The sequence below is a fragment of the Gammaproteobacteria bacterium genome, assembly GCA_030680605.1.
Classification (GTDB): Bacteria; Pseudomonadota; Gammaproteobacteria; order SURF-13; family SURF-13; genus JAQBXX01.
This window is the reverse complement of the sequence record JAUXUQ010000001.1, coordinates 117,430-141,119: the sequence shown is the minus strand read 5'-3', so window position 1 is coordinate 141,119 and position 23,690 is coordinate 117,430. Positions and strand designations below refer to the sequence as shown.

Below are 23,690 nucleotides of genomic sequence, written 5' to 3'. Positions count from 1 at the left end.
GGGTTTATTCCAGTGCCGCCAGTATCTGGTCCACCTTGGCAGGTGTCAGATTCTCGTGGTAGGTCTTTCCGATCATGAACATCGGGGCGCCGCCGCAGGCAGCGAGGCACTCGACCTCCTTGACCGTGAATTTGCCATCGGCAGTTGTTTCTCCGGGACGTATACCCAGCGTTTTCTCAAGGTGATCGACAATCTTGTCAGAGCCGCGCAGCATACAGGAAATATTGGTGCACACCGAAATCTTGTGGGTGCCCACAGGCTTCAGTTCGAACATGGTGTAAAACGTAGCTACTTCGTAGACGGCGATGGCAGGCAGGGAAAGGTAGTCTGCAACGGCATCCATCAATTCACGCGTAATCCAGCCGCCGTTCTCGTCCTGTACAATAGTGAGCGCAGGAATTACCGCAGATACTTTCTGTTGTGCGGGATATTTGGCCAGCCAGTGATTGATCTTGCCCAGTGCCTCTGCGGAAATCAGCGCTGACAGCGGTGACGAGGCTTGCATTGAGGTGGCGCTCATCGGTCGACCTCACCAAATACAATGTCCTGGGTTCCGATAATGGCGACCACGTCCGCCAGCATATGTCCGCGTGACATTTCATCCAGCGCAGAAATGTGTGCAAAGCCCGGTGCGCGCACCTTGAGCCTGTAGGGTTTGTTTGCGCCATCAGAAACAAGATAGACGCCAAACTCACCCTTGGGTGCCTCAACAGCGGCATAGGCCTCGCCCTCCGGAAGGCAGAAACCCTCCGTAAACAGTTTGAAGTGGTGAATCAGCGACTCCATGTCGCCTTTCATCTGTGAGCGCTTGGGCGGCGATATTTTATGATCGTCGATCATCACCGGGCCCGGGTTGTCGCGCAGCCATGCGATGCACTGTTTGACGATGTTGTTGGATTGGCGCATCTCCTCGACCCGCACCAGATAGCGGTCGTAGCAGTCACCGGTGACGCCGACGGGGATGTCAAAGTCGAGACGATCGTAGACCTCATACGGCTGTTTCTTGCGCAAATCCCAGGCAATACCGGAGCCGCGTAACATCGGGCCGGTAAAGCCGAGCTGCAGTGCGCGCTCCGGCGTGACTACGCCGATACCGACCGTACGCTGTTTCCAGATGCGGTTATCGGTAAGCAGGTTTTCATACTCATCGACATAGGTGGGGAAACGCGCGGTGAAGTTTTCGATGAAGTCGAGCAATGAGCCGTGGCGGTTGTGGTTGCGGGCCGCGGTTTCTTTTTCATTGTGCCAGGGTGACGACCGGTATTGCGGCATGGTGTCTGGCAGGTCACGGTACACGCCACCCGGACGGTAATAGGTCGCATGCAGGCGTGCGCCGGAGACTGCTTCGTAGCAGTCCATCAGGTCTTCGCGCTCGCGGAAGGCATACAGAAATACCGTCATCGCGCCAATGTCGAGCGCATGTGCGCCCAACCACAGGAGGTGGTTCAGGATGCGCGTAATCTCGTCAAACATCACACGGATATATTGCGCGCGCAGTGGCGGCTCAATGCCGAGCAATTTTTCCATGGCGAGCACGTAGCCGTGCTCGTTGCACATCATCGACACGTAGTCGAGGCGATCCATGTAGCCGATGGACTGGTTGAAAGGCTTGCTCTCGGCGAGTTTCTCGGTGCCGCGGTGCAACAGGCCGATATGCGGATCGGCACGCTGGATTACCTCGCCATCCATTTCCAGCACCAGCCGCAACACGCCGTGGGCGCTCGGGTGCTGGGGGCCGAAGTTCATGGTGTAGTTACGAATTTCCATCGCGTTCCGCACCCTCTCTGGCTGCATCGGCCACATAGCGATGATCTTTGCGAATGACACGCGGCACCAGTATGCGTGGCTTGATGCTCACCGGCTCGTAGACTACGCGTTTCTTGTCCGGGTCATAGCGCATTTCGACCTGACCTATGAGCGGGAAATCCTTGCGCATGGGGTGGCCAATAAAGCCGTAGTCAGTGAGTATGCGCCTCAAGTCGGGGTGTCCTTCAAACAGGATACCAAAGAAATCGAATGCTTCACGCTCATACCAGTCGGCGCTGGCCCAGATGTTCACTACAGAGTCAGTTACCAGCAGGTCTTCGGAGAGGAATACCTTGAGGCGAAGTCTTTTGTTGTGCTGTATCGACAGCAGGTGATAGACGACCGCAAAACGCGGGCCTTCCCATGTCTGCTCCGGATACTCCGGAAACTCGATCACGTCTTCGGCAACCAGGCCTATTTCACCCTTGCTGCTCTGGCCATAATGCAGGTAGTCGACTCCACACAGGTCGATAAGCTGCTCGAATGCAAAGGCAGGTTCATCACGCAGTGCGGTGCACACCTGTAGCAGGTGGGCGCGCTGCAACTCTATCGTGACTTCGCCGAGCGCTTCGCGGCAATCTTTCAGGACAGTGCCAAAATGCTGCAGCAGACGCGCAGCCAGTGACTGAGTTGTATCAGGCATTTTCAGTGCACCCTTGAATCAGCGCGCGATGGTGTTGGTGCGCTTGATCTTGTTCTGTAGCTGGATAATGCCGTACAGAAGCGCTTCTGCGGTGGGCGGGCAACCGGGTACATAGATATCCACCGGCACGATGCGATCACAACCCCGCACCACAGAATATGAATAATGATAATAGCCGCCACCATTGGCGCATGACCCCATGGAAATCACCCAGCGTGGCTCGGACATCTGGTCATAGACCTTGCGCAGCGCCGGGGCCATCTTGTTGACCAGGGTGCCGGCCACAATCATGACGTCTGACTGACGCGGGCTGGGGCGAAACACGACGCCGAACCGGTCGAGGTCGTAACGGGACGCCCCTGCGTGCATCATTTCCACGGCACAACAGGCCAGGCCGAAGGTCATCGGCCAGAGTGAGCCGGTGCGTGCCCAGTTGATCACGGTGTCGAGATTGGTCGTTACCCAGCCCTTCTCGAGCACGCCTTCTAGTGCCATAGCCTTACTCCCATTCGAGCGCGCCTTTTTTCCACTCGTAGATGAACCCGATCACCAGTATGCCGAGGAACAGCAGCATGGCCATAAAGCCGAACAGACCGATGTTTTTCAGGGCTACCGCCCAGGGAAACAGGAAGGCAATCTCGAGATCAAACAGGATAAACAGGATGGCAACCAGGTAATAGCGTACATCAAACTTCATGCGTGAGTCTTCAAAGGCCTCAAACCCGCATTCGTAGGGTGAAAGTTTGGCGCTGTCAGGCTTGTTCGGTGCCAACACATAGCCGAGCGCTATCGGCAGCACGCCAAAAGCGATGCCGACAACGACGAAAATCAGTACTGGCAGATAATTATCCAACATGTGACGTTAGCGTACCTTTGCAGCATCTGCTTCTACAAATTCCGGAATAGGGGCACAGATTTCTGTGCGCACAATTCCAGGACAGTTAGCCTTCTTACTTTATGGGAATAGAGGCTTTAGTCAAGTCCTAATTTTACGTCCACTAAGGAGTTGTTGCGATTGTTGGTGCCGATGGCCGGACTCGAACCGGCACAGCTTGCGCCACAGCCACCTCAAGGCTGCGTGTCTACCAATTCCACCACATCGGCTGGGGTTTTATAACTACCGGGGTACGTCGGCAGGAGCGCCCGGTTGGGCGGGCGCCGAGGGCAGGTCATTGGCCGGTGTCTGCGGGATATCACCCAAGGGGGCCTTGGGCAGCATGGTCGCCGGTGCAATGCTGTCAGTGACGCTTTTTTTGGCAACAGGCTGGGACGAGAAATAGGCCAGCGCCAGACTGATACAGAAAAACAGCGTGGCGAGCACGGCGGTGGTACGGGTCAGGAACGAAGCGGCGCCTTGGCTGCCGAACACCGTCTGGGATGCCCCGCTACCGAAGGCGGCACCCACATCGGCGCCCTTGCCCTGCTGAATCAGTATCAATGTGACCAGCGCTATCGCTAGGATCACATCCAGTATCAATAAAGCTGTTTGCATCCGTTCACCCTGCTGCCTGACAGATCGCCAGGAACTCCTCGCTATTCAATGAAGCACCGCCGATCAGGCCACCGTCGATATCCGGCTGCCCAAACAGTTCTGCCGCGTTGGCCGCTTTGACGCTGCCGCCATACAATATGACCAACTCGGCCGCTATTGTAGCATCGTGCCGAGCCACACGCTCGCGGATAAAGGCATGCACCTGCTGCGCTTGCTCCGGTGTTGCCGTCTTGCCCGTGCCGATGGCCCACACCGGCTCATAGGCGATCACGCCCTGCTTCAGCGCGGCGACGCCAGACCCTTCCAGTAATGCATCCAGTTGGCGCCCTGCTACGGCCTCTGTCTGGCCGGCCTCGCGCTCTACCAGTTGCTCGCCCAGACAGAAAATGGGGGTGAGGCCACTCTCCAGCGCCCGGGCGTACTTGCGCGCCACCACGGCATCGGTCTCGCCATACAAGCTGCGCCGCTCGGAGTGGCCCACGATGACGTAGCGGCAGCCAAACTCACTCAGCATTTCACCCGCGATCTCGCCCGTATAGGCACCGGCGGGCTCACTGCACAGATTTTGCCCGCCCCAGGCAATGGCTGAGCCCTTGAGCAGGGCGGCGACCTCGGGGAGGAAGATGGACGGTGGACAGACCGCCACTTGGGCCGCCTTGACCGTGTTGATGCCTTGCTTGATACCCTCGACCAGGGTCTGGGCGCTGGCGCGGGAACCCTGCATCTTCCAGTTTCCCACCACGAGTTTTTGGCGCATACGTCTCCCCTTGCAGCAAGATGGGTGCTTAAAGGGTGGAAAGCTTACCGGGGTGAGGCAAAAAGATCAATTTTGGGTGTTCAGTTGACGGATGCTGTAACTACCGCTGCAAGTTGCCTGGCAAGCATTTCCACTTGCTGTTGATCCTGCCCCTCCACCATGACGCGCACCAGCGGTTCGGTACCGGAGGGGCGCAACAAGACACGCCCCTTGCCATTGAGTTGCACTTGCGCATCCTGCACAGCGTCCTGTACGGATTTTGATTTTTCAAGATCGAAGCTGTGCGCGAGCTTGACGTTGATCATGCGTTGCGGGTATTTAGTCATGCCCCTTTTCAATTCATGCAGGCTGTGGCCCGAGGTGCGCATGGCTGCAAGTACTTGCAGGGCAGAGACGATGCCATCGCCGGTGGTAGTACAGTCGAGACAAATGATATGGCCGGAGGATTCGCCGCCCAGCGTCCATCCGCCTTGCCGCAACAACTCGAGTACGTAGCGATCACCTACGGCGGCACGCTTGAGTTCGATGCCGAGTTTTTGCAGCGCCTGCTCCAGCCCCAGATTGCTCATGAGAGTGCCGACGACGACGTGCTGTGGCTGGTCGCTTTCATGACGCGACCGCGCGATGATGTAGAGCAGCTCATCGCCGTCAACGATCTCGCCCGCATGATCGACCATGATGAGGCGGTCACCGTCACCATCGAGCGCGATCCCGAGGTCGGCCTTATGCTGAAGAACGGCCTGCTGCAAGGCCGCTGGCTGTGTAGCACCGCAGTCAACGTTGATATTGAGGCCGTTTGGCTGTACCCCGACAGTAATCACGGTGGCGCCGATTTCCGTAAACACACCCGGTGCGACGTGATAAGTCGCGCCATGGGCACAGTCCACCACGATCTTCATATCCTTGAAGTCCAGCGCTGCATCGATGGTGCTCTTGCAAAATTCTATGTAGCGTCCGGCGGCATCATCCAGGCGCTCGGCCTTGCCCAGTTTGGCAGGGTCGACCGTCGTCAGCGGCTGCTCCAGCGCGGCCTCAATCGCAAGCTCGACTTCGTCCGGCAGCTTGGTACCCTGGGCCGAGAAGAACTTGATGCCATTGTCGGGATAGGGGTTATGCGAGGCACTGATCACGATACCAGCCTGAGCGTGCAGCGTGCGCGTGAGGTAGGCGACCGCAGGCGTCGGCATGGGCCCGAGCAGCAGGATGTCGACACCGGACGCAGACAGGCCGGCTTCCAGGGCCGACTCAAACATGTAGCCGGAGATACGGGTGTCTTTGCCGATGACGACCAGGTTACGTTGCTGTGTACCGAGCACCCGGCCCGCTGCCCAGCCAAGTTTGAGCATGAACTCTGCGGTAATCGGGTGCTCACCCACGCGGCCGCGGATGCCATCGGTGCCGAAGTAGCGTTTTTGCATGCGGAGCTCCGGATTAACCGGCCTGCCGTACGGCAGCGGCTAGTTTAACTGCATCCACTGTGGCCTGCACATCGTGCGCGCGCACTATCAGGGCACCTTTTAACACCGCTATAGCCGCCAGTGCAACACTGCCGTGCAACCGCTCATTCGCCTCTGCAGCCAGCAGCATGCCTATCATGGATTTGCGCGAAAGGCCGACCAGCAGCGGCAGCTGTAATTGCAGGAGTGCATCGAGATGGTTGAGGAGGGTCAGGTTGTGCGGCAGGGTTTTCCCGAAACCAAAGCCGGGGTCGATCAGCAGGCGGTCACGCGGCAGGCCTGCGTCAGTGCAGTGCTGAATGCGTTGCGCCAGAAAGTTATGCACCTCCTGCGTCACATCGTCATAGTGCGGGGCCTGTTGCATGGTGCGAGGCTCACCCTGCATGTGCATCAGGCAGACAGGAATGCTTTGCCCGTGATTAAGATCAACGACGGCCTGTAGCGCACCTTCGGCGCGCAGTGCGTAGACATCGTTTATGAATCCGGCGCCGGCCTGCACGGCGGCACGCATTACTTCAGGTTTGCTGGTATCTATGGAAATGATGACAGGCAGCTCTGCCCGGATGACTTCAATCACCGGCAATACACGGTCAAGCTCTTCCTGCACGGAGATGGGTGCAGCGCCGGGGCGGGTGGACTCCCCTCCCACATCGATGATCGCTGTGCCCTCCGTGACCATTGCGCGCGCGCGTTGCAATGCTGCAGCCACGGATAAAAAATGACCCCCGTCCGAAAAGGAGTCGGGGGTCACGTTGAGGATGCCCATAATACAGGGCTGATCCAGGAAGAGCAGCTTGTCCCGGCAGTTCAAAGCGGGGATAGCAGTAGCCATACGTGCAACCAAGTGACGAGTAGCGAGGAAAATTTATACTGACTACTAGCTACTCGCTACTGTTTTAATGCTCACTCGCCGTGCCGCCGATTTTACCCTCTGGCTTGGGGCCCTTGCTGGCGGCGGCAACGCCCTGGCCATCATCCGTGGGCGTGCTGGAGTCGCCACTGTCCTGCGGCGGCCGTGGCGGCTTGCCTGCCATGATGTCGTCAATCTGCAGGCTGTCGATGGTCTCGTACTTCATCAGCGCGTCCGCCATTGAGTGCAGCTTGTCGAGATTTGCCTCCAGCACCTGCTTGGCACGCTGGTAGTTGCGATCCACGATGTGGCGTATCTCTTCATCGATCACGTGCGCGGTTTCATCCGACACTACTTTATGGCGTGACACGCTGTGACCGAGGAATACTTCGCCCTCATCTTCACTGTAGGTGAGCGGTCCCAACCGTTCGGACAGCCCCCACTTGGTGACCATGTTGCGCGCAATCTCGGTGATACGCTGGATATCGTTGCTCGCACCGGTAGTTACCTTCTCCGGCCCGAAGATGATCTCTTCGGCGAGGCGGCCACCGAACATGCTGCAAATCTGGCTTTCCAGCCGCTGTTTGCTGTAGCTGTAGCGATCCTGTTCCGGCAGGAACATGGTGACGCCGAGCGCACGTCCGCGCGGGATGATGCTCACCTTGTATACCGGGTCGTGCGCGGGCATAAGACGACCGACAATGGCGTGTCCGGCCTCGTGATAAGCGGTAAGTGTCTTTTCTTCTTCGCTCATCACCATGGAGCGGCGTTCCGCGCCCATCATGATCTTGTCTTTGGCCTTTTCAAAGTGCTCCATGCCCACCACGCGACGGTTTTCGCGCGCAGCGAACAGCGCCGCCTCGTTCACCAGGTTGGCGAGATCGGCGCCGGAAAATCCGGGCGTACCGCGCGCAATCACGCTGGCGACCACGTTCTCATTGAGCGGTACTTTGCGCATGTGCACCTTGAGGATCTGCTCACGGCCGCGCACATCGGGCAACGGCACCACCACCTGGCGGTCAAATCGGCCGGGGCGCAGCAGTGCCGGGTCGAGTACGTCGGGACGGTTGGTGGCGGCGATCACGATGACGCCTTCGGTGCCTTCAAAGCCGTCCATCTCGACCAGCAACTGGTTGAGGGTCTGCTCGCGCTCGTCATGCCCGCCGCCGAGCCCGGCACCGCGGTGACGGCCTACGGCGTCGATTTCGTCGATGAAGATGATGCACGGCGCGTGCTTCTTCGCCTGCTCGAACATGTCGCGCACGCGCGAGGCGCCGACGCCGACGAACATCTCGACGAAATCCGAGCCGGAAATGGCGAAGAACGGCACCTTGGCCTCGCCGGCAATGGCCTTGGCGAGCAGCGTCTTGCCCGTGCCGGGCGAGCCCACCATGAGAACGCCGCGCGGAATCTTGCCGCCCAGCTTCTGGAATTTGCCCGGGTCGCGCAGGAATTCGACCAGCTCCGCAACCTCTTCCTTGGCCTCATCCACGCCCGCGACATCGGCGAACGTGATCTTGATCTGATCTTCACCAACCATGCGCGCGCGGCTCTTGCCGAACGACATCGCGCCGCGTCCGCCCGCGCCGCCCTGCATCTGGCGCATGAAGAAAATCCACACGCCGATCAGCAGCAGCATCGGGAACCAGGAAATGAAGAGTTGCATCAGCAGGCCTTGCTGCTCGGGTGGACGCGCATCAATCATGACGTTATTGCGCAGCAGGTCGCCGATCAGACCCGGGTCGCCGGGGCTGTAGCTGGTGAAGGTCTCGCCGTTTTGCATCACACCGCGGATGGTGCGGTCTTCGATGCTGACCTTCTGTACCCGGCCTTCTTTGACGTCGGCAATGAACTGTGAGTATTCCAGTGCGCGCGTCGGTGCCTGACGCGGACCGAAATTATTGAACACGGCCATCAGCACGATGGCGATGACGATCCACAGAATCAGGTTTTTTGCTATATCATTCAAAGGTGTGACCTCGGCGCTCGAATTCAATTAGAGTAACACAATTTACGGATGTTCAATATTTAGACTGCTTCAGCCCAGATAGTTGCGGGCCAGCAGATAAACCTCACGGCTACGCGGTCGAGACGCCGCCGGCTTGCGCACATGCACCTGCTTGAAAGACCCCAGCAGTTGCTTGCGCAAGGCGTCAAAGCCCTCGCCCTGGAATACCTTCATGAGCAGGTCTCCACCCGGCGCCAGTACTTTGCGCGCAAGTTCCAGGGCCAACTCGGCGAGGTAGATGGCGCGGGGTTGGTCTACAGAGCGCAGACCACTGATATTGGGTGACATATCTGACATTACAAGTCCTGCGGGCTCCTCGTGCAGGGCTTCGAGCAAGCTATCAAGGGCCGACTGCTCGGTAAAATCGCCCTGAATGAAGGTAACGCCCGGTAGCGGCTCCATAGGGAGTATATCGAGCGCAATCACACGACCTTGACTGCCGATGACCCCGGTTACCACCTGCGACCAGCCGCCGGGCGCCGCGCCCAGATCGACCACCGTCATGCCGGGATGCAGCAGGCGGTCGCGCGCGTTGATCTCAAGCAGCTTGTAGACCGCGCGTGAGCGGTAACCTGCCTGTTGGGCCTGTTTGACGTAGGGATCGGTAAAATGCTCTTTCAGCCAGCGGCCACTGGATTTAGTACGCGCCATTGCTCAAGGTTGCGACCGCTTCGGCTCCAGTCCGAAGATCACCAGGGCGAGACCCAGCAGGCTGGTCGCCAGATACAGGCTCGACGACAGGCCGTGCAACATCCCGAAGCGCTGCGCCGCTTCCGTGCCCTGAATGAAGCCTTGTGGGTGGGTGGCTTTCAGCGCCTGCATCTGGCTGGTCAGACCGAACTCCCCGATACTGATCAATGCCAGCATGAGCAGCAGCACCCAGATCTGCCACGTACCCCGCCACGCCTGCCGGGCCTGGTACAACACGGTGGCCAGCAGCAACAAGCCGCACGCCAGGCCCAGATAACTCATGATGCCAAACAGCCGACCAGCAAGCATGCCTGCCAGCTGGCGGTCATCCAGCACATGAAACAGCGTCGGGGTGACGATATAACCCACCGTCCACAATCCGCCCACCCACAGCGTGAGCAGGATGCGCTGGCCTATGGTAGTGGTGTTATACATAGCGTATGGCAACGACTTCGTATTGCTTGACGCCACCCGGTGCTTGCACCGCTGCTACCTCGCCCTCCTCCTTGCCGATCAGCGCACGCGCGATGGGCGAGCTGATGGAGATCATGCCCTGCTTGATGTCTGCCTCGTCATCACCCACGATCTGGTAGGTGACCTCTGCGCCGGTTTCCTCGTTGACCAGATCTACCGTAGCGCCAAACACCACCCGTCCCTGCACCTTGAGTGCGGTGACATCAATGACTTCGGCATTGGACAGCTTGGATTCAATTTCGGCGATACGGCCCTCGATAAAGCTCTGCTGATCCTTGGCCGCATGGTACTCCGCATTTTCCTTCAGGTCGCCATGCGCCCGCGCCTCGGCGATGGCGGCAATCACGCGTGGACGCGCCACTGTTTTCAGTTCCTGCAACTCATCGCGCAGTTTTTGCGATCCGCGTGTGGTCAGTGGCACTTTACTCATGTCATCAGCTCCTGATGCAGTTCCTGTAACCGATAAACCCTGTCTGTGCTGCGCTGTTGCAGGGCAAGGCAGATGGCCTTGGCACCCGACAGGGTGGTAGTGTAGCTTACCTTGTGCTGCAATGCCGCGCGCCTGATTTCGTATGAATCCATGATCGCCTGGCGCCCCTCCACCGTGTTCACAATGAGACTAATCTCATCGTTCTTGATCATATCCACAATATGCGGGCGCCCCTCCATGACTTTGTTGACGCAGGTGTTGGCGACCTGGGCATTCGTCAGCAGTGCCGACGTGCCCCGGGTGGCGAGTATCTCGAAGCGTTGCGCAAGCAATGCCCGCGCCACCTCCACCACATGAGACTTGTCCGAGTCACGCACACTGAGAAATACGCGCCCACCTGAAGGCAGACTGGCACCTGCGGCCTGCTGTGACTTGGCAAAGGCCTCACCAAAGCTGCGGCCCACACCCATAACCTCGCCGGTCGACTTCATTTCCGGACCCAGCAGGGTATCCACACCGGGGAATTTAATGAACGGAAATACGGCTTCCTTCACTGAATAATAAACGGGAACGACTTCCGTTGTCACACCCTGGGTTTCAAGGGATTTTCCGATCATGCAACGGGCCGCGACTTTGGCCAGCGAGCGACCCGTGGCCTTGGACACGAAAGGCACGGTGCGCGAGGCGCGCGGGTTTACTTCCAGCACATAAATATCGTCGCCCTTGATGGCGAACTGGGCATTCATCAGGCCGACCACGCCCAACTCCAGCGCCATGCGCCGCATCTGTTCACGCAGCGCGTTCTGGATATCGGCCGTGAGGCTGAACGGTGGCAGTGAGCAGGCCGAATCGCCCGAATGGATGCCAGCCTGTTCGATGTGCTCCATGATCCCGCCGATCAAGACCTCCTGACCATCGCAGACCGCATCGATATCAACCTCGATGGCATCGTCCAGAAAGCGATCCAGCAGTATCGGCATCCGTTCTGGGAAGCGGCGGGCGCTGTCCACGGCCTCCGCCATGTAGCGTTCCAGATCCGGTTCGGCGTGGATGATCTCCATCGCCCGCCCGCCCAGCACATTGCTCGGACGCACCACCAGAGGATAACCGATCTCCCGTGCCGCACCGATGGCCGCGCTCGTTGTGCGCGCCGTGCGATTAGGCGGCTGGCGCAGTTTGAGCTTATGGATCATCTGCTGGAAGCGCTCGCGATCCTCGGCCATGTCGATGGCGTCCGGCGTGGTTCCTATAATGGGAACGCCTTCCTGCTGCAGGCCATGCGCCAGCTTCAGCGGCGTCTGGCCGCCATACTGCACGATGACGCCGTACGGCTGCTCCAGTGCGACGATTTCCAGCACGTCTTCCAGCGTCAGCGGTTCAAAATAGAGGCGATCGGAGATGTCATAGTCGGTCGAGACGGTCTCCGGATTGCAGTTGACCATAATGGTCTCTAACCCTTCCTCGCGCATGGCCAGTGCCGCATGTACGCAGCAGTAATCAAACTCGATGCCCTGTCCGATACGGTTCGGCCCGCCGCCCAGCACCATGATTTTCTTTTTATCGGTCGGCTGCGCTTCACACTCTTCCTCATAGGTCGAGTACATGTAGGCGGTGCTGGCGGTGAATTCTGCGGCGCAGGAGTCCACCCGTTTGTATACAGGACGCACGCCCAGCTCGTGGCGCTTGCGCCGCACCGCCACTTCGCTCTCGCCCAGCAGGCTGGCCAGCCTGCGGTCGGAAAAGCCTTTGCGCTTCAGCAGCCGCATGCGTTCGGCATCGAGTGCGACCGCACCCTGGTTGCGTACGTCAGCTTCCAGCGCAATCAGCTCCTGTATCTGCACCAGAAACCAGAGGTCGATACGGGTTTGCGCATGCACCTCGTCAACACTCAAACCGGCACGAAAACCATCGCCGATATACCACAGCCGTTCCGCACCGGGCACGCGCAGCTCGTGATTGATCCTATCGAGCGCATCCGGAACCGATAAATCCTGTCGCTCGTTGAAACCATCCGTGCCGGTTTCGAGACCGCGTAGCGCCTTTTGCAGCGACTCCTGAAAGGTACGTCCGATCGCCATCACTTCGCCCACCGATTTCATCTGGGTGGTGAGACGCGCATCGGCTTGCGGGAATTTCTCAAACGTGAAGCGCGGCACCTTGGTCACGACGTAATCAATGGCGGGTTCGAACGAGGCAGGTGTGGCAGCGCCGGTAATTTCATTGCGCAGCTCATCGAGGGTATAGCCCACGGCGAGCTTGGCCGCCACCCTGGCGATGGGAAAGCCAGTCGCCTTGGAGGCCAGCGCCGATGAGCGCGATACACGCGGGTTCATCTCGATGATGATCATCTTGCCGTTTTCCGGGTTCACCGCGAACTGCACATTGGAACCGCCGGTATCGACGCCGATCTCGCGCAATACCGCCAGTGAGGCGTTGCGCATGATCTGGTACTCCTTGTCGGTGAGTGTCTGTGCCGGCGCCACGGTAATCGAATCACCGGTATGCACACCCATGGGGTCGAAGTTTTCGATAGAGCAGACGATAATGCAGTTGTCCCTGTGGTCACGCACCACTTCCATCTCGAACTCTTTCCAGCCGATCACCGACTCCTCGACCAGCAGCTCATGCACCGGTGACAAGGCCAGGCCTTGCTCGCAGATGGTGGCGTATTCTTCGCGGTTGTAGGCGATGCCGCCGCCGCTGCCGCCCATGGTGAATGAGGGGCGGATGATGATGGGAAAACCGATTTCGGTTTGTGCGGCCAGGGCCTCGTCCAGGTTGTGGACGATGATGGAGCGCGGCATGTCGAGGCCAATCTTGTGCATCGCGGCGCGGAACAGGCCGCGATCCTCGGCCTTGGCGATGGCTTCGCGCTTGGCACCAATCATCTCCACGCCGCACTTCTCGAGCACCCCCTCACGCGCCAGATCGAGTGCGCAGTTGAGCGCCGTCTGTCCGCCCATGGTGGGCAGCAGCGCATCGGGGCGCTCGTTTTCAATGATGCGCTCGATCACTTGCCAGCTGATCGGCTCGATATAAGTGGCGTCCGCCATGTCCGGGTCGGTCATGATGGTGGCCGGATTGGAATTCACCAGAATGACACGATAGCCTTCCTCGCGCAGGGCCTTGCAGGCCTGTGCACCGGAGTAATCAAACTCGCACGCCTGGCCGATGATGAGAATGCTTTTTATGTCTGTGCGTTTAGGCATATCAACTCAGATACAAGGGAAAAGATACAAGCAAAAAATCATGAGGCTTTTCTGTTTCTATTTTGCATCTTTCCCCTGCTGCTCCATCATTCCTGTAAATTTATCGAATAAATAGTGCATATCATGCGGGCCCGGGCAGTCCTCGGGATGGCCCTGGAAGCTGAACGCGGGCCGGTCGGTTAACTCAACGCCCTGTAGTGAACCATCGAACAGCGAGCGGTGGGTGGCGCGCACATTTTCCGGCAGCGTGGTTTCGTCGACGGCAAACCCGTGATTCTGGCTGGTGATCAGCACCCGTCCGCTGGCAAGCTCCTGCACCGGGTGATTCGCGCCATGGTGACCAAATTTCATTTTCAAGGTGCGGGCACCGCAGGCCAGCGCCAGCAACTGATGCCCAAGGCAAATACCAAACAGCGGGATACCCGTTTGCAACAGCTCGCGGATGGCCGTAATCGCGTAGTCACAGGGCTCCGGGTCACCGGGGCCGTTGGAGAGAAATATCCCGTCCGGCTTGAGGGCAAGCACCTCGCTGGCGGGCGTCCTGGCCGGGAGTACCGTCACCCGGCAGCCGCGGTCGGTCAGCCGGCTCAGAATGCCGTGCTTGATACCGTAGTCGTACGCGGCCACATGCCAGGTCAATTGATCCGCCGCCTGCGGGGCGGGCATACCCTGCTGCAAGCTCCAACTGCCTTGGCGCCACTCATGGGGCTCGGGGGTCGTGACCTCCCGTGCGAGATCCAGGCCTTTCAGGCCGGAAAAGGCACGTGCTGCGGCCACAGCGGCGGCCTCGTCGATGGCCTCGCCCGCCACGATGCAGCCATTCTGCGCGCCCTGCTCGCGCAGCAGGCGGGTAAGACGGCGGGTATCAATGCCGGCGATGGCAATGACCTGATGCTGCTGCAAATACCCCTCCAGCGTCTGCTCCGAGCGCCAGTTGCTGCCGATCATGGAGAGATCGCGGATCACCAGCCCGGCGGCCCAGACTCGGGCGGCATTTGCATCGGCGCGGTTAACACCGACATTGCCGATGTGGGGGTAGGTCAGGGTAACGATCTGCCTGCAGTAGGAGGCATCGGTCAGGATTTCCTGATAGCCGGTCATGGCGGTATTGAACACCACCTCCCCGACCGACTGGCCAATGGCGCCACAGGCCTCGCCCCGGAACAGGCTGCCGTCTTGCAAGGCTAACAGGGCGGGCATGCGCGTGTTCATTCTCACTCCGGATGTGAAAACGGGAAGGCCTATGTTGAGCGCCTTCCCGTCAGTGTCACGTCTTGAACTATGGCCTGAATTTTACTGGATGCGCCCCACAGTGTCCACCGCACAGCTAATTACTGATACGTCAACAAGTAAAGACTACACTTCCTGCTGCGCCCCCCGCCCCTGTGGGGATGGAGCAAACAGGATTGTTACTCAGGAGTCACGCCCTGAAGTAATGTAGCCTTATTTTGACTCCTGAGTAATACCCAGCACATCCTGCATATCAAACAGCCCCGACTTTTGCTGCATCACCCAGACGGCTGCCCGCAGTGCACCGCGCGCGAAGTTCATGCGGCTGGTGGCCCGGTGGGTAATTTCGAGGCGCTCGCCTTCATCGGCGAATATCACCGTGTGATCGCCGACAATGTCGCCTGCCCGGATGCTGGAAAAGGCAATGGTGCCGGGTTTACGTTCCTCGCTACGCCCGATCCCACGGCCGTAGACGGCAACATCCTGCAGCTTGCGCCCCTGCGCTTCTGCAATGACCTCGCCCATGCGCAAGGCGGTGCCAGAGGGCGCGTCAATTTTGTGCTTGTGATGTGCCTCGACGATGTCGATATCCACGCCATCACCCAGCACCTGCGTCGCCAGCGCCAACAGCTTCAGGCTCAGGGTAACGCCCGCGCTCATATTGGGCGCAAAGACAATGGCATGCTTCATTGCCGCCGCCGTAATCGTGGCCTGCTGCTCAGACGACATGCCGGTGGTGCCGATCACCATGCGCTTGCCGTGAGCCCGGCAATATTCGATATTGTCCAGCGTGACCTCGGGCAGGGTGAAGTCTATCAGCACGTCAAAATCCGCAGCCGCTTCCAGGCTGCCGGTGATGGGCACAGCCATCGACCAGACGCCGCTGCATTCACCGGCGTCCTTGTCTACAAGACTGCTGTCGGGCCGGTCTACGGCGGCGGTGAGTTTTACCGCAGGCGTCAGGCTGCAGGCTTCAATCAGTGCCCTGCCCATGCGCCCGGCAGCGCCCATGATAGCTACACGTGTGGTCATGTCTCTGTCCCTCTGTCTCAGGAGGTGCGCATGTCGTCAAAGAATTTCTTTACACCGTCCAGCCACGAGCTTGCCTGCGGGCTGTGGCGCGTGCCACCCGTTTGCAGCGATTCATCCAGTTCCTCGAGCAAGGCCTTCTGGCGGCTGTTGAGGTTGACCGGTGTTTCGACAATGACACGGCACAGCAGGTCGCCCACAGCACCGCCCCGCACCGAGCGCACGCCCTTGCCCCGCAGTTTAAACACCTTGCCGGTCTGTGTCTCGGGCGGGATCTTGAGCTTTACCCGGCCTTCCAGCGTGGGGATGTCCAGTTCGCCGCCCAGGGTAGCAGTGGCAATGCTGATAGGCATCTCGCAGTAGAGGTTGCTGTCCTGACGCTTGAAAATGGCGTGCTCGCGCACACTCACCTGCACGTAAAGATCCCCTGACGGTCCGCCCTGCTCCCCCGCTTCACCTTCACCGCTGAGGCGGATGCGGTCACCGGTGTCGACGCCGGCGGGAATCTTGACCGAGAGGGTCTTGTGCTCCTGTACGCGTCCCTTGCCGTGACAGGTTTCACAGGGATGCTGAATCAGCTTGCCGCTGCCATGACAACGCGGACACGGCTGTTGCAGGGCAAAAAATCCCTGTTGCATGCGAATCTGGCCGTTGCCGCCGCAGGTAGTGCAGGTGGTCGGACTGGTGCCTGCCTTGGCGCCCGTTCCGGCGCATGTGCCACAGGCGACATGCGCCGGGATGCGAATCTTGACGGTAGTGCCACGCACCGCATCTTCCAGGCTGAGCGCAAGGTTGTAGCGCAAATCCGCGCCACTGTAGGCGGTGCTGCTGCGCGCACCTGCGCGCCCGCCGCCGAAGATGTCACCGAACACATCGCTGAAGATGTCGCTGAAATCGGCGCCACGGGCGCCAGCCCCCGCCGCAGCGGCGGCCGAGTCTACTCCGGCATGACCAAACTGGTCATAGGCCGAGCGTTTGCGCGCATCGTTGAGTACCTCGTAAGCCTCTTTGGCCTCCTTGAATTTCTCTTCCGACTGCGCGTCGTCCGGATTGCGATCCGGATGGTATTTCATCGCAAGCTTGCGATAGGCCTTTTTCAGATCGTCTTCGCTCGCGTTGCGTGCCACACCCAGTATTTCGTAAAAGTCCCGCTTAGCCATGCTGGTGCTGTTTCCTGTGCAATTATTCTTGATTGCCTAAAACGCAAACGCAGAGCATAGGCTCTGCGCGTGCGATGTCAACCAAAGTAGAGTGCCCGATTACTGCTGTTTGTTGTTGTCCTTCACTTCCTCAAACTCCGCTTCAACGACATTGTCGTCCCCGCCGGCCTGCTGCTTGCCACCGGATTCCTCAGGTTGGGCCGCCTGCTGTTGCGCCAGGCGCTCAATCAGCTTGCCTGAGGCCTCGCTCAGGTCCTTGCTGCGAGTCTCCATGGCGGTCACGTCTTCTCCCTGCACCGCTTCTTTCAGGGCGTTGATGGCGGCCTCGATGTTCGCCTTTTCTGCGGCATCAATCTTGTCACCGGCCTCGGTCAGGGACCTGTTGACGGAGTGTATCAAGCCCTCGGCCTGATTACGCGCCGTGACCAGGGCGTGGAACTTGCGGTCATCCTCGGCATGGGCCTCGGCGTCCTTGATCATGCGGGTGACCTCGTCTTCGGACAAGCCACTGGAGGCCTTGATCACGATCGACTGACTTTTGTTGGTGGCCTTGTCCTTGGCCGACACGTTCAGAATGCCGTTGGCATCGATGTCGAACATTACCTCAATCTGTGGCATGCCGCGCGGTGCAGGCGGAATGTCGGCGAGGTCGAAGCGCCCCAGCGACTTGTTGGCCGACGCCATCTCACGCTCGCCCTGCAACACGTGCACGGTCACCGCGGTCTGATTGTCGTCTGCGGTCGAAAACACCTGGGTGGCCTTGGTCGGAATGGTGGTGTTCTTGTCGATCAGCTTGGTCATCACGCCGCCCATAGTCTCAATGCCGAGCGACAGCGGTGTCACATCCAGCAACAGCACGTCCTTGACCTCGCCACCCAGCACACCAGCCTGGATCGCGGCGCCGACAGCCACGGCCTCGTCCGGGTTCACATCCTTGCGCGGCTCCTTGCCAAACAGTTTCTGCACCGCCTCCTGTACCTTGGGCATGCGCGTCTGGCCACCGACCATGATGATATCGTCGATCTTGTCTGCGCTCAGCCCTGCATCTTTCAGTGCGGTTTTGCACGGCCCGAGGGTACGCTCGATGAGGTCATCCACCAGCGCCTCCAGTTTGGCGCGCGTGATTTTGACATTGAGATGTTTGGGCCCGCTCGCATCGGCTGTAACATAGGGCAGGTTCACATCGGTTTGCTCGCGTGAGGAGAGCTCGATCTTGGCCTTCTCGGCAGCGTCCTTCAGGCGCTGCAAGGCCAGCGGGTCTTTTTTGAGGTCGATGCCGCTGTCACGCTTGAACTCCTCCACCAGATGGTCAATCAGGCGCTGGTCGAAATCTTCGCCGCCGAGGAAGGTGTCGCCGTTGGTAGACAGCACCTCAAACTGGTGCTCGCCCTCCACTTCGGCAATCTCGATGATGGAAATATCGAAGGTGCCGCCACCCAGGTCGTAGACCGCGATCTTGGAGTCGCCGCGCTTCTTGTCCATGCCGTAGGCCAGCGCCGCGGCAGTGGGTTCGTTGATGATGCGCTTGACCTCCAGCCCGGCGATCTTGCCTGCGGCCTTGGTGGCCTGGCGCTGAGAGTCGTCAAAATAGGCCGGCACGGTGATCACCGCCTCGGTGACCGGCTCGCCCAGATAGTCCTCGGCGGTCTTTTTCATTTTCATCAGCACCCGCGCGGAGATTTCCGGCGGCGCCATCTTCCTGCCGTTCACTTCCACCCAGGCATCGCCGTTGTCGGCTGCGACAATGCTGTAAGGCACCAGCTTGACGTCTTTCTGCACCACGGCATCGGTGAAGCGGCGCCCGATCAGACGCTTGATGGCATACAGGGTGTTTTTGGGGTTGGTGACCGCCTGGCGCTTGGCCGGCTGGCCGACCAGCACTTCGTCATCGCTGGCGTAGGCCACGATAGAGGGCGTGGTGCGATCGCCTTCGCTGTTTTCAATCACGCGCGGCTTGCCGCCTTCCATCACGGCAACGCAGGAATTGGTGGTGCCGAGGTCAATGCCGATAATCTTGCCCATGGTAAAAGTCTCCGTCGTTATGGGGTGCTACGTGCCGGACGGAAATCCGGCGGGTTGCAGGGGATATGGGGCGCATCCGGGCTGGATTCAAGCCTGTTCGGTACCGGTTTCAACTGCTTTTGAAACAATCACCATGGCGGGGCGAATCACGCGCTCATGCAGCAGATAACCCTTCCGGTACACCGTCAACACGATGTTGGGCTCCACCTCGGTGCTTTCCTGGGCGGCCATGGCCTGATGCAACTGCGGGTTGAATTTTTCGCCTACGGGGTTGATTGCAGCGAGGGCGAAGCGGGAAAACGCGGCTGCCAGTTGCTTGAGGGTCAACTCCATGCCCTCGCGCAGGGCCCGGTCGGAGGTCTCGGCGGTGGCCAGCCCCAGTTCCAGGCTGTCCATCACCGGCAGCAACTCCAGCGCAAACCGCTCCAGCGCATATTTGTGGGCACTTTCCAGATCCCGCTCGTGGCGACGGCGCTGGTTTTCGAGATCGGCGCGGGCCCTCAGCACCAGGTCCCAGTGCTCATCGGCCTTGCCGCGCGCGTCTTCGAGCAGCTTGAGCACATCCGGCGCCTCGGGCTCGGTGACAGGGGCTGCCTGGGTGGCGGGTTGTTCGTCGTGTTCCATGCGGTCTCCGGAGTACAGATGTAAATGGGGGCAAGGGGCGCAAATATCCCTCTGGATATGGGGATTAACCGCGCTGATTCAAAGCGGCGCCCAGCAGTTTCGCGGTAATATCGACCATCGGGATCACGCGGTCGTACAGCATGCGCGTAGGGCCGATCACGCCCAGCACCCCGATCACCTTGCCGTCGGCCTCATAGGGCGATGTCACCACGCTGTAGTCCTGCAGTACGTTATAGCCCGATTCGGCGCCGATGAATATCTGTACCCCGCGCGCGTTCAGGCACTGGTCGAGCAGATACAGTAGATCACGCTTCTGGGTGAAGGCGTCAAAAAGCTGCCGCAGCTTGTCGATATCCAGGCCCTGCGCCTGCCGCAGCAGGTGAATCTGACCGGCCAGCAAGTAATCGCTGGGATCCTGTGTAGTGCCAAACGCCTGCTCGGCAGCCTCTATGGCCAGCGCCATCATGTTATTCATGCCCTCGCGCGTTTCGTTCAGATCCTGTAGCAGGCGGGTGCGCACGGCGTGCAGGTTCTGTCCGGAAAAAACGCTGTTGAGATAGTTGGCCGCCTGCTGCAACTCCGAAGGTGAATACTGGCGTTCGGTATGAATAATGCGGTTCTGCACCTCGCGCTCGTTGATCACCAGTATCACCAACACGCGATTATCCGACAGCGGCAGAAACTCGACGTGACGGAAAGCGGCCTGATCGCGCCGAGGCAACAGCACCACACTGGCCATGCGGGTGACCTCCGAGAGGAGGGTGGAGGCGGTTTCGAGCAGGCCGTGGGTACTCTTGTCGGGGTCAAACTGGCTCTTGATGCGCAGCACCTCGCTGCTGCCCAGTGGCTGGATATTGAGCAGGCTGTCTACAAACAGCCGGTAGCCCTGCGCGGTCGGAATACGCCCGGCCGAGGTGTGGGGCGCAGTAATGAGGCCCATGTCTTCCAGGTCGGCCATCACATTGCGGATGGTAGCCGGGCTCAGGTCCAGGCCGGCATCCCGGGCCAGCGCGCGCGAACTCACCGGCTGCCCGTCGCGGATATAACGCCCGACCAGATTCTTCAGCAGGAAACGTGCCCGCTCGCTGATGGCAGGCAACTCGGCAGCGGCCTGTCTGGATATGCTGTTAATGGACTTGTCCATATGCTAAGTTTACCGAAGAACAACACATTAACAAAGATAACCATGGCACGCGCATTTCGTTGCATCGGAATCATCGGCAAATTCGGTGACCCTGGAGTGGGGCCCGCCATTCACACCCTGGGCGAGCACCTGCGAGGGCGTGGCCTCAAAGTGCTGCTGGATGAGGCCACCGCCGAGCTGGTGCTGGAGCATGGCTTCGACACGGTGGAACGTGCCGAGATCGGCAAACAGTGCGACCTCGTCATTGCCATCGGCGGTGATGGCACCCTGCTCAATGCGGCGCGTTCACTCGCCAACTGCGACGTGCCGCTGCTGGGCGTCAACCTTGGGCGCATCGGCTTTCTGGCCGACATCTCCCCCGGCCAGATGATCGAACGGGTCGACGAAATCCTTGGCGGCCAGTATCTGGAGGAACAGCGTCTGCTGCTGCACACCGTCATCCATCGTGACGGGCAGCCGCTGGACGGCAGTGATGCCTTCAATGATGTCGTGCTGCACAAGTGGAACGCGGCGCGCATGATCGAATTCGATACCCGCATCGACGGCCACTTTGTAAACACCTACCGCTCAGACGGCCTCATCGTGGCCACACCCACAGGCTCCACCGCCTACGCGCTGTCGAGCGATGGGCCCATCCTGTATCCCACGCTGGATGTCATCGTGCTGGTGCCGATTTGTCCCCACACCATGAGCAACCGCCCGGTCGTGGTGGACGGCAACAGCCAGATCGAGATCCTCGTGCGCGATATCGCACAGTCGGGTGCCCAGCTGAGTTGTGATGGCCAGATCAACCTTGGTGTACAGCAGGGCGATTTGATCAAGATATACAAAAAGCATAAATGCGTACGACTGATTCACCCCGCCAGCCACAACTACTATGAAACGCTGCGGGCCAAACTGCACTGGGGCGAGAAACTCTAAGCTGCTGCATGCTGACGCAACTTGCCATCCGTGACTTTGCCATCATCGGGCAACTGGAAATCAACCTGCACGATGGCTTTACCGTAGTGACCGGGGAAACCGGCGCTGGAAAATCCATCATGGTGGACGCGCTCGATCTGGTGCTCGGTGCCCGCGCCGACAGCGGCATGGTGCGCCAGGGCAGCGAACGCGCCGAAATAAATGCCGCCTTTGATGTCGCAGCACTGCCCCTCGTGCAGTGCTGGCTCAAAGAGCAGGAGTTGGATAGCGGCGACTGTCTGCTGCGCCGAACCGTGGCCAGTGATGGGCGCTCCAAGGCCTACATCAACGGCACGCCGGTGACCTTGCAGACAGTGCAGGCGCTGGGCGAAATGCTGGTGGATATACACGGTCAGCATGAGCACCAGTCGCTGCTCAAGCGTGATATGCAGCGCGAACTGCTGGATGGCTATGCCGGCCACGGCGCCCTGCTCAATCAGGTGGCGGCACAGCATGCGCACTGGCGCGCCGCCCAACACGAGCTCGACAGCCTGCAGCGCACCATGGCCGAGCGCGAAGCGCGGCTTGACCTGCTCACACACCAAACCCACGAACTGGAAGTGCTGCAACTGGGTGCGGACGAACTGGCAACGCTGGACGAAGAACACGCCCGCCTTGCCAACGCGGGCCGACTGCTGGAAACCTCGCACGCCGTACTGCACGCACTGTATGAAAGTGAAACCGGCTCCAGCCTGAGCCAGCTTGCCCACAGCGCGCATCAATTGCGCGAACTCAGCGCCTTCGAAGCACGTATGGGCGCTATCACAGAGTTGCTCGACAGTGCCTGTATCCAGGTGCGGGAAGCAGCCAGCGAACTGCGCCACACCCTCGACAGCCTTGATCTCGACCCGGCCCGGCTTGAAGCCGTCGAGCAGCGACTGCGCAGTGTGCATGACCTTGCGCGCAAACATCGGGTGCAGCCTGCCGAACTGCTGCCATTGCTCACGCGTCTCGCTGAGGAGCGCGATACCCTGCTACACGCCGACACGCGCCTGGAGCAGCTGCGCAGTGATGCCGCCACGGCAGAAAATGACTATCGTGCGCAGGCCCAGAAGCTGAGCGCCAGCCGCACCCAGGCCGCCACGCAGTTAGCTGGCAAGGTGAGTGCAGGGATGCAGCAGTTGGGCATGCCGGGCGGGTGTTTTGATATTGCCTTCGAGGCACTGGATGCTGCCGCTGCCACGGGACTGGAACGGGTAGAGTTTCTGGTCAGCGCCAACCCCGGTCAGGCGCTGAAGCCGCTCAACAAGGTGGCCTCCGGCGGCGAACTGTCGCGCATCAGTCTCGCCATCCAGGTCATCGCCGCGCAAAGCGGGCGCATTCCGACCTTGGTTTTTGACGAGGTGGACGTCGGCGTCGGCGGAGGCGTAGCGGAGATCGTGGGGCAGCAGTTACGCGCGCTGGGTCAGAGCCGTCAGGTGCTGTGCGTCACCCACTTGCCGCAGGTCGCGGCCCAGGGGCAGCAGCATCTTCAGGTCAGCAAGCAGAGCAGCAAAGGCACAACACAGATCAGCGTCAGCGAACTTGCGGCGGATCAGCGCCGTGATGAAATCGCCCGCATGTTGGGCGGTGTGACCATCACCGGCCAGACCCGGGTGCATGCTGAAGAAATGCTGGAACACGCCCAGAGTACCCCCCTGCGCAAGAAAAAAGGCGGGGCGCAAAAATCACGGGGGGACGCCTGACTTACGTGCGCAGCACGCAC

22 protein-coding genes and 1 tRNA gene are annotated in these 23,690 nt (G+C 59.8%); 2 read left to right on the top strand and 21 right to left on the bottom strand.

Features of this window, described 5'->3' with window-relative positions:
* Positions 1-4: 4 nt before the first annotated feature.
* The 21 genes from nuoE to hrcA all read right to left on the bottom strand — a co-directional run bounded on the left by nuoE (position 5) and on the right by hrcA (position 21,025).
* A complete protein-coding gene (gene nuoE / locus Q8L89_00690; protein MDP1707586.1) occupies positions 5-520 on the bottom strand; it encodes an NADH-quinone oxidoreductase subunit NuoE in 516 nt (171 codons plus the stop codon).
* The gene (locus tag Q8L89_00685; protein ID MDP1707585.1) at positions 517-1,767 is read right to left on the bottom strand and encodes an NADH-quinone oxidoreductase subunit D; all 1,251 of its coding nucleotides are present in this window, start codon (positions 1,765-1,767) and stop codon (positions 517-519) included. Before Q8L89_00685 ends, nuoE begins: the two co-directional genes overlap by 4 nt.
* Entirely contained in the window at positions 1,754-2,449 is a 696-nt protein-coding gene (locus Q8L89_00680; protein MDP1707584.1) for an NADH-quinone oxidoreductase subunit C, read from the bottom strand. The genes Q8L89_00685 and Q8L89_00680 overlap by 14 nt, the downstream gene beginning before the upstream one ends.
* Positions 2,450-2,467: 18 nt before the next feature.
* Positions 2,468-2,944, bottom strand: a complete 477-nt coding sequence (locus Q8L89_00675; protein MDP1707583.1) for an NADH-quinone oxidoreductase subunit B family protein — start codon at positions 2,942-2,944, stop codon at positions 2,468-2,470.
* A gap of 4 nt (positions 2,945-2,948) precedes the next feature.
* Positions 2,949-3,305, bottom strand: a complete 357-nt coding sequence (locus tag Q8L89_00670; GenBank protein MDP1707582.1) for an NADH-quinone oxidoreductase subunit A — start codon at positions 3,303-3,305, stop codon at positions 2,949-2,951.
* 163 nt (positions 3,306-3,468) lie between these two features.
* A tRNA-Leu gene (locus Q8L89_00665) sits at positions 3,469-3,553 on the bottom strand.
* Between the two features lie 13 nt (positions 3,554-3,566).
* The gene (gene secG, locus Q8L89_00660) at positions 3,567-3,941 is read right to left on the bottom strand and encodes a preprotein translocase subunit SecG (GenBank protein ID MDP1707581.1); all 375 of its coding nucleotides are present in this window, start codon (positions 3,939-3,941) and stop codon (positions 3,567-3,569) included.
* 4 nt (positions 3,942-3,945) lie between these two features.
* Entirely contained in the window at positions 3,946-4,698 is a 753-nt protein-coding gene (tpiA, locus tag Q8L89_00655) for a triose-phosphate isomerase (GenBank protein MDP1707580.1), read from the bottom strand.
* 80 nt (positions 4,699-4,778) lie between these two features.
* Complete coding sequence (glmM, locus tag Q8L89_00650; protein ID MDP1707579.1) at positions 4,779-6,116, bottom strand: phosphoglucosamine mutase; 1,338 nt, start codon at positions 6,114-6,116, stop codon at positions 4,779-4,781.
* A gap of 13 nt (positions 6,117-6,129) precedes the next feature.
* On the bottom strand, positions 6,130-6,987 hold the full coding sequence (folP, locus tag Q8L89_00645) for a dihydropteroate synthase (protein MDP1707578.1): 858 nt from the start codon (positions 6,985-6,987) through the stop codon (positions 6,130-6,132).
* Positions 6,988-7,051: 64 nt separating this feature from the next.
* Positions 7,052-8,974 carry an ATP-dependent zinc metalloprotease FtsH gene (gene ftsH / locus Q8L89_00640; protein MDP1707577.1) on the bottom strand — a complete coding sequence of 641 codons (1,923 nt, stop codon included), beginning with the start codon at positions 8,972-8,974 and terminating at the stop codon, positions 7,052-7,054.
* A 69-nt stretch (positions 8,975-9,043) separates the two neighbouring features.
* The gene (gene rlmE / locus Q8L89_00635; GenBank protein ID MDP1707576.1) at positions 9,044-9,664 is read right to left on the bottom strand and encodes a 23S rRNA (uridine(2552)-2'-O)-methyltransferase RlmE; all 621 of its coding nucleotides are present in this window, start codon (positions 9,662-9,664) and stop codon (positions 9,044-9,046) included.
* Between the two features lie 3 nt (positions 9,665-9,667).
* Positions 9,668-10,138: a DUF4149 domain-containing protein gene (locus tag Q8L89_00630; protein ID MDP1707575.1), complete on the bottom strand. Its 471-nt coding sequence runs from the start codon at positions 10,136-10,138 to the stop codon at positions 9,668-9,670.
* Positions 10,131-10,607, bottom strand: coding sequence for a transcription elongation factor GreA (gene greA / locus Q8L89_00625; GenBank protein MDP1707574.1), 477 nt, complete (start codon positions 10,605-10,607; stop codon positions 10,131-10,133). Before greA ends, Q8L89_00630 begins: the two co-directional genes overlap by 8 nt.
* Positions 10,604-13,816: a carbamoyl-phosphate synthase large subunit gene (gene carB, locus Q8L89_00620; GenBank protein MDP1707573.1), complete on the bottom strand. Its 3,213-nt coding sequence runs from the start codon at positions 13,814-13,816 to the stop codon at positions 10,604-10,606. Before carB ends, greA begins: the two co-directional genes overlap by 4 nt.
* A 57-nt stretch (positions 13,817-13,873) precedes the next feature.
* A complete protein-coding gene (gene carA / locus Q8L89_00615; protein ID MDP1707572.1) occupies positions 13,874-15,016 on the bottom strand; it encodes a glutamine-hydrolyzing carbamoyl-phosphate synthase small subunit in 1,143 nt (380 codons plus the stop codon).
* Positions 15,017-15,259: 243 nt separating this feature from the next.
* Positions 15,260-16,078, bottom strand: a complete 819-nt coding sequence (dapB, locus tag Q8L89_00610) for a 4-hydroxy-tetrahydrodipicolinate reductase (GenBank protein ID MDP1707571.1) — start codon at positions 16,076-16,078, stop codon at positions 15,260-15,262.
* Positions 16,079-16,095: 17 nt separating this feature from the next.
* Positions 16,096-17,235, bottom strand: coding sequence for a molecular chaperone DnaJ (gene dnaJ / locus Q8L89_00605; protein MDP1707570.1), 1,140 nt, complete (start codon positions 17,233-17,235; stop codon positions 16,096-16,098).
* Between the two features lie 99 nt (positions 17,236-17,334).
* Complete coding sequence (dnaK, locus tag Q8L89_00600) at positions 17,335-19,257, bottom strand: molecular chaperone DnaK (GenBank protein MDP1707569.1); 1,923 nt, start codon at positions 19,255-19,257, stop codon at positions 17,335-17,337.
* Between the two features lie 87 nt (positions 19,258-19,344).
* Complete coding sequence (gene grpE / locus Q8L89_00595; protein ID MDP1707568.1) at positions 19,345-19,881, bottom strand: nucleotide exchange factor GrpE; 537 nt, start codon at positions 19,879-19,881, stop codon at positions 19,345-19,347.
* Between the two features lie 64 nt (positions 19,882-19,945).
* A complete protein-coding gene (gene hrcA / locus Q8L89_00590; GenBank protein MDP1707567.1) occupies positions 19,946-21,025 on the bottom strand; it encodes a heat-inducible transcriptional repressor HrcA in 1,080 nt (359 codons plus the stop codon).
* A 42-nt stretch (positions 21,026-21,067) separates the two neighbouring features.
* On the opposite strand from hrcA, the gene Q8L89_00585 reads away from it, so the two are divergent.
* Together Q8L89_00585 and recN are read left to right on the top strand one after the other, a co-directional pair.
* Entirely contained in the window at positions 21,068-21,946 is an 879-nt protein-coding gene (locus Q8L89_00585) for an NAD(+) kinase (GenBank protein ID MDP1707566.1), read from the top strand.
* Between the two features lie 8 nt (positions 21,947-21,954).
* A complete protein-coding gene (gene recN / locus Q8L89_00580; protein ID MDP1707565.1) occupies positions 21,955-23,670 on the top strand; it encodes a DNA repair protein RecN in 1,716 nt (571 codons plus the stop codon).
* Positions 23,671-23,690 lie beyond the last annotated feature (20 nt).

What these genes read in the sequence shown, in the direction of transcription:
- Q8L89_00680 (MDP1707584.1), bottom strand. Translation starts at nt 2,449, where the DNA reads ATGCCTGATACAACTCAGTCACTGGCTGCGCGTCTGCTGCAGCATTTT.
- Q8L89_00585 (MDP1707566.1), top strand. Translation starts at nt 21,068, where the DNA reads ATGGCACGCGCATTTCGTTGCATCGGAATCATCGGCAAATTCGGTGAC.
- rlmE (MDP1707576.1), bottom strand. Translation starts at nt 9,664, where the DNA reads ATGGCGCGTACTAAATCCAGTGGCCGCTGGCTGAAAGAGCATTTTACC.
- dapB (MDP1707571.1), bottom strand. Translation starts at nt 16,078, where the DNA reads ATGACCACACGTGTAGCTATCATGGGCGCTGCCGGGCGCATGGGCAGG.
- carB (MDP1707573.1), bottom strand. Translation starts at nt 13,816, where the DNA reads ATGCCTAAACGCACAGACATAAAAAGCATTCTCATCATCGGCCAGGCG.
- Q8L89_00685 (MDP1707585.1), bottom strand. Translation starts at nt 1,767, where the DNA reads ATGGAAATTCGTAACTACACCATGAACTTCGGCCCCCAGCACCCGAGC.
- dnaJ (MDP1707570.1), bottom strand. Translation starts at nt 17,235, where the DNA reads ATGGCTAAGCGGGACTTTTACGAAATACTGGGTGTGGCACGCAACGCG.
- grpE (MDP1707568.1), bottom strand. Translation starts at nt 19,881, where the DNA reads ATGGAACACGACGAACAACCCGCCACCCAGGCAGCCCCTGTCACCGAG.
- recN (MDP1707565.1), top strand. Translation starts at nt 21,955, where the DNA reads ATGCTGACGCAACTTGCCATCCGTGACTTTGCCATCATCGGGCAACTG.
- tpiA (MDP1707580.1), bottom strand. Translation starts at nt 4,698, where the DNA reads ATGCGCCAAAAACTCGTGGTGGGAAACTGGAAGATGCAGGGTTCCCGC.
- secG (MDP1707581.1), bottom strand. Translation starts at nt 3,941, where the DNA reads ATGCAAACAGCTTTATTGATACTGGATGTGATCCTAGCGATAGCGCTG.
- Q8L89_00675 (MDP1707583.1), bottom strand. Translation starts at nt 2,944, where the DNA reads ATGGCACTAGAAGGCGTGCTCGAGAAGGGCTGGGTAACGACCAATCTC.
- dnaK (MDP1707569.1), bottom strand. Translation starts at nt 19,257, where the DNA reads ATGGGCAAGATTATCGGCATTGACCTCGGCACCACCAATTCCTGCGTT.
- Q8L89_00630 (MDP1707575.1), bottom strand. Translation starts at nt 10,138, where the DNA reads ATGTATAACACCACTACCATAGGCCAGCGCATCCTGCTCACGCTGTGG.
- folP (MDP1707578.1), bottom strand. Translation starts at nt 6,987, where the DNA reads ATGGCTACTGCTATCCCCGCTTTGAACTGCCGGGACAAGCTGCTCTTC.
- carA (MDP1707572.1), bottom strand. Translation starts at nt 15,016, where the DNA reads ATGCCCGCCCTGTTAGCCTTGCAAGACGGCAGCCTGTTCCGGGGCGAG.
- hrcA (MDP1707567.1), bottom strand. Translation starts at nt 21,025, where the DNA reads ATGGACAAGTCCATTAACAGCATATCCAGACAGGCCGCTGCCGAGTTG.
- glmM (MDP1707579.1), bottom strand. Translation starts at nt 6,116, where the DNA reads ATGCAAAAACGCTACTTCGGCACCGATGGCATCCGCGGCCGCGTGGGT.
- nuoE (MDP1707586.1), bottom strand. Translation starts at nt 520, where the DNA reads ATGAGCGCCACCTCAATGCAAGCCTCGTCACCGCTGTCAGCGCTGATT.
- Q8L89_00670 (MDP1707582.1), bottom strand. Translation starts at nt 3,305, where the DNA reads ATGTTGGATAATTATCTGCCAGTACTGATTTTCGTCGTTGTCGGCATC.
- greA (MDP1707574.1), bottom strand. Translation starts at nt 10,607, where the DNA reads ATGAGTAAAGTGCCACTGACCACACGCGGATCGCAAAAACTGCGCGAT.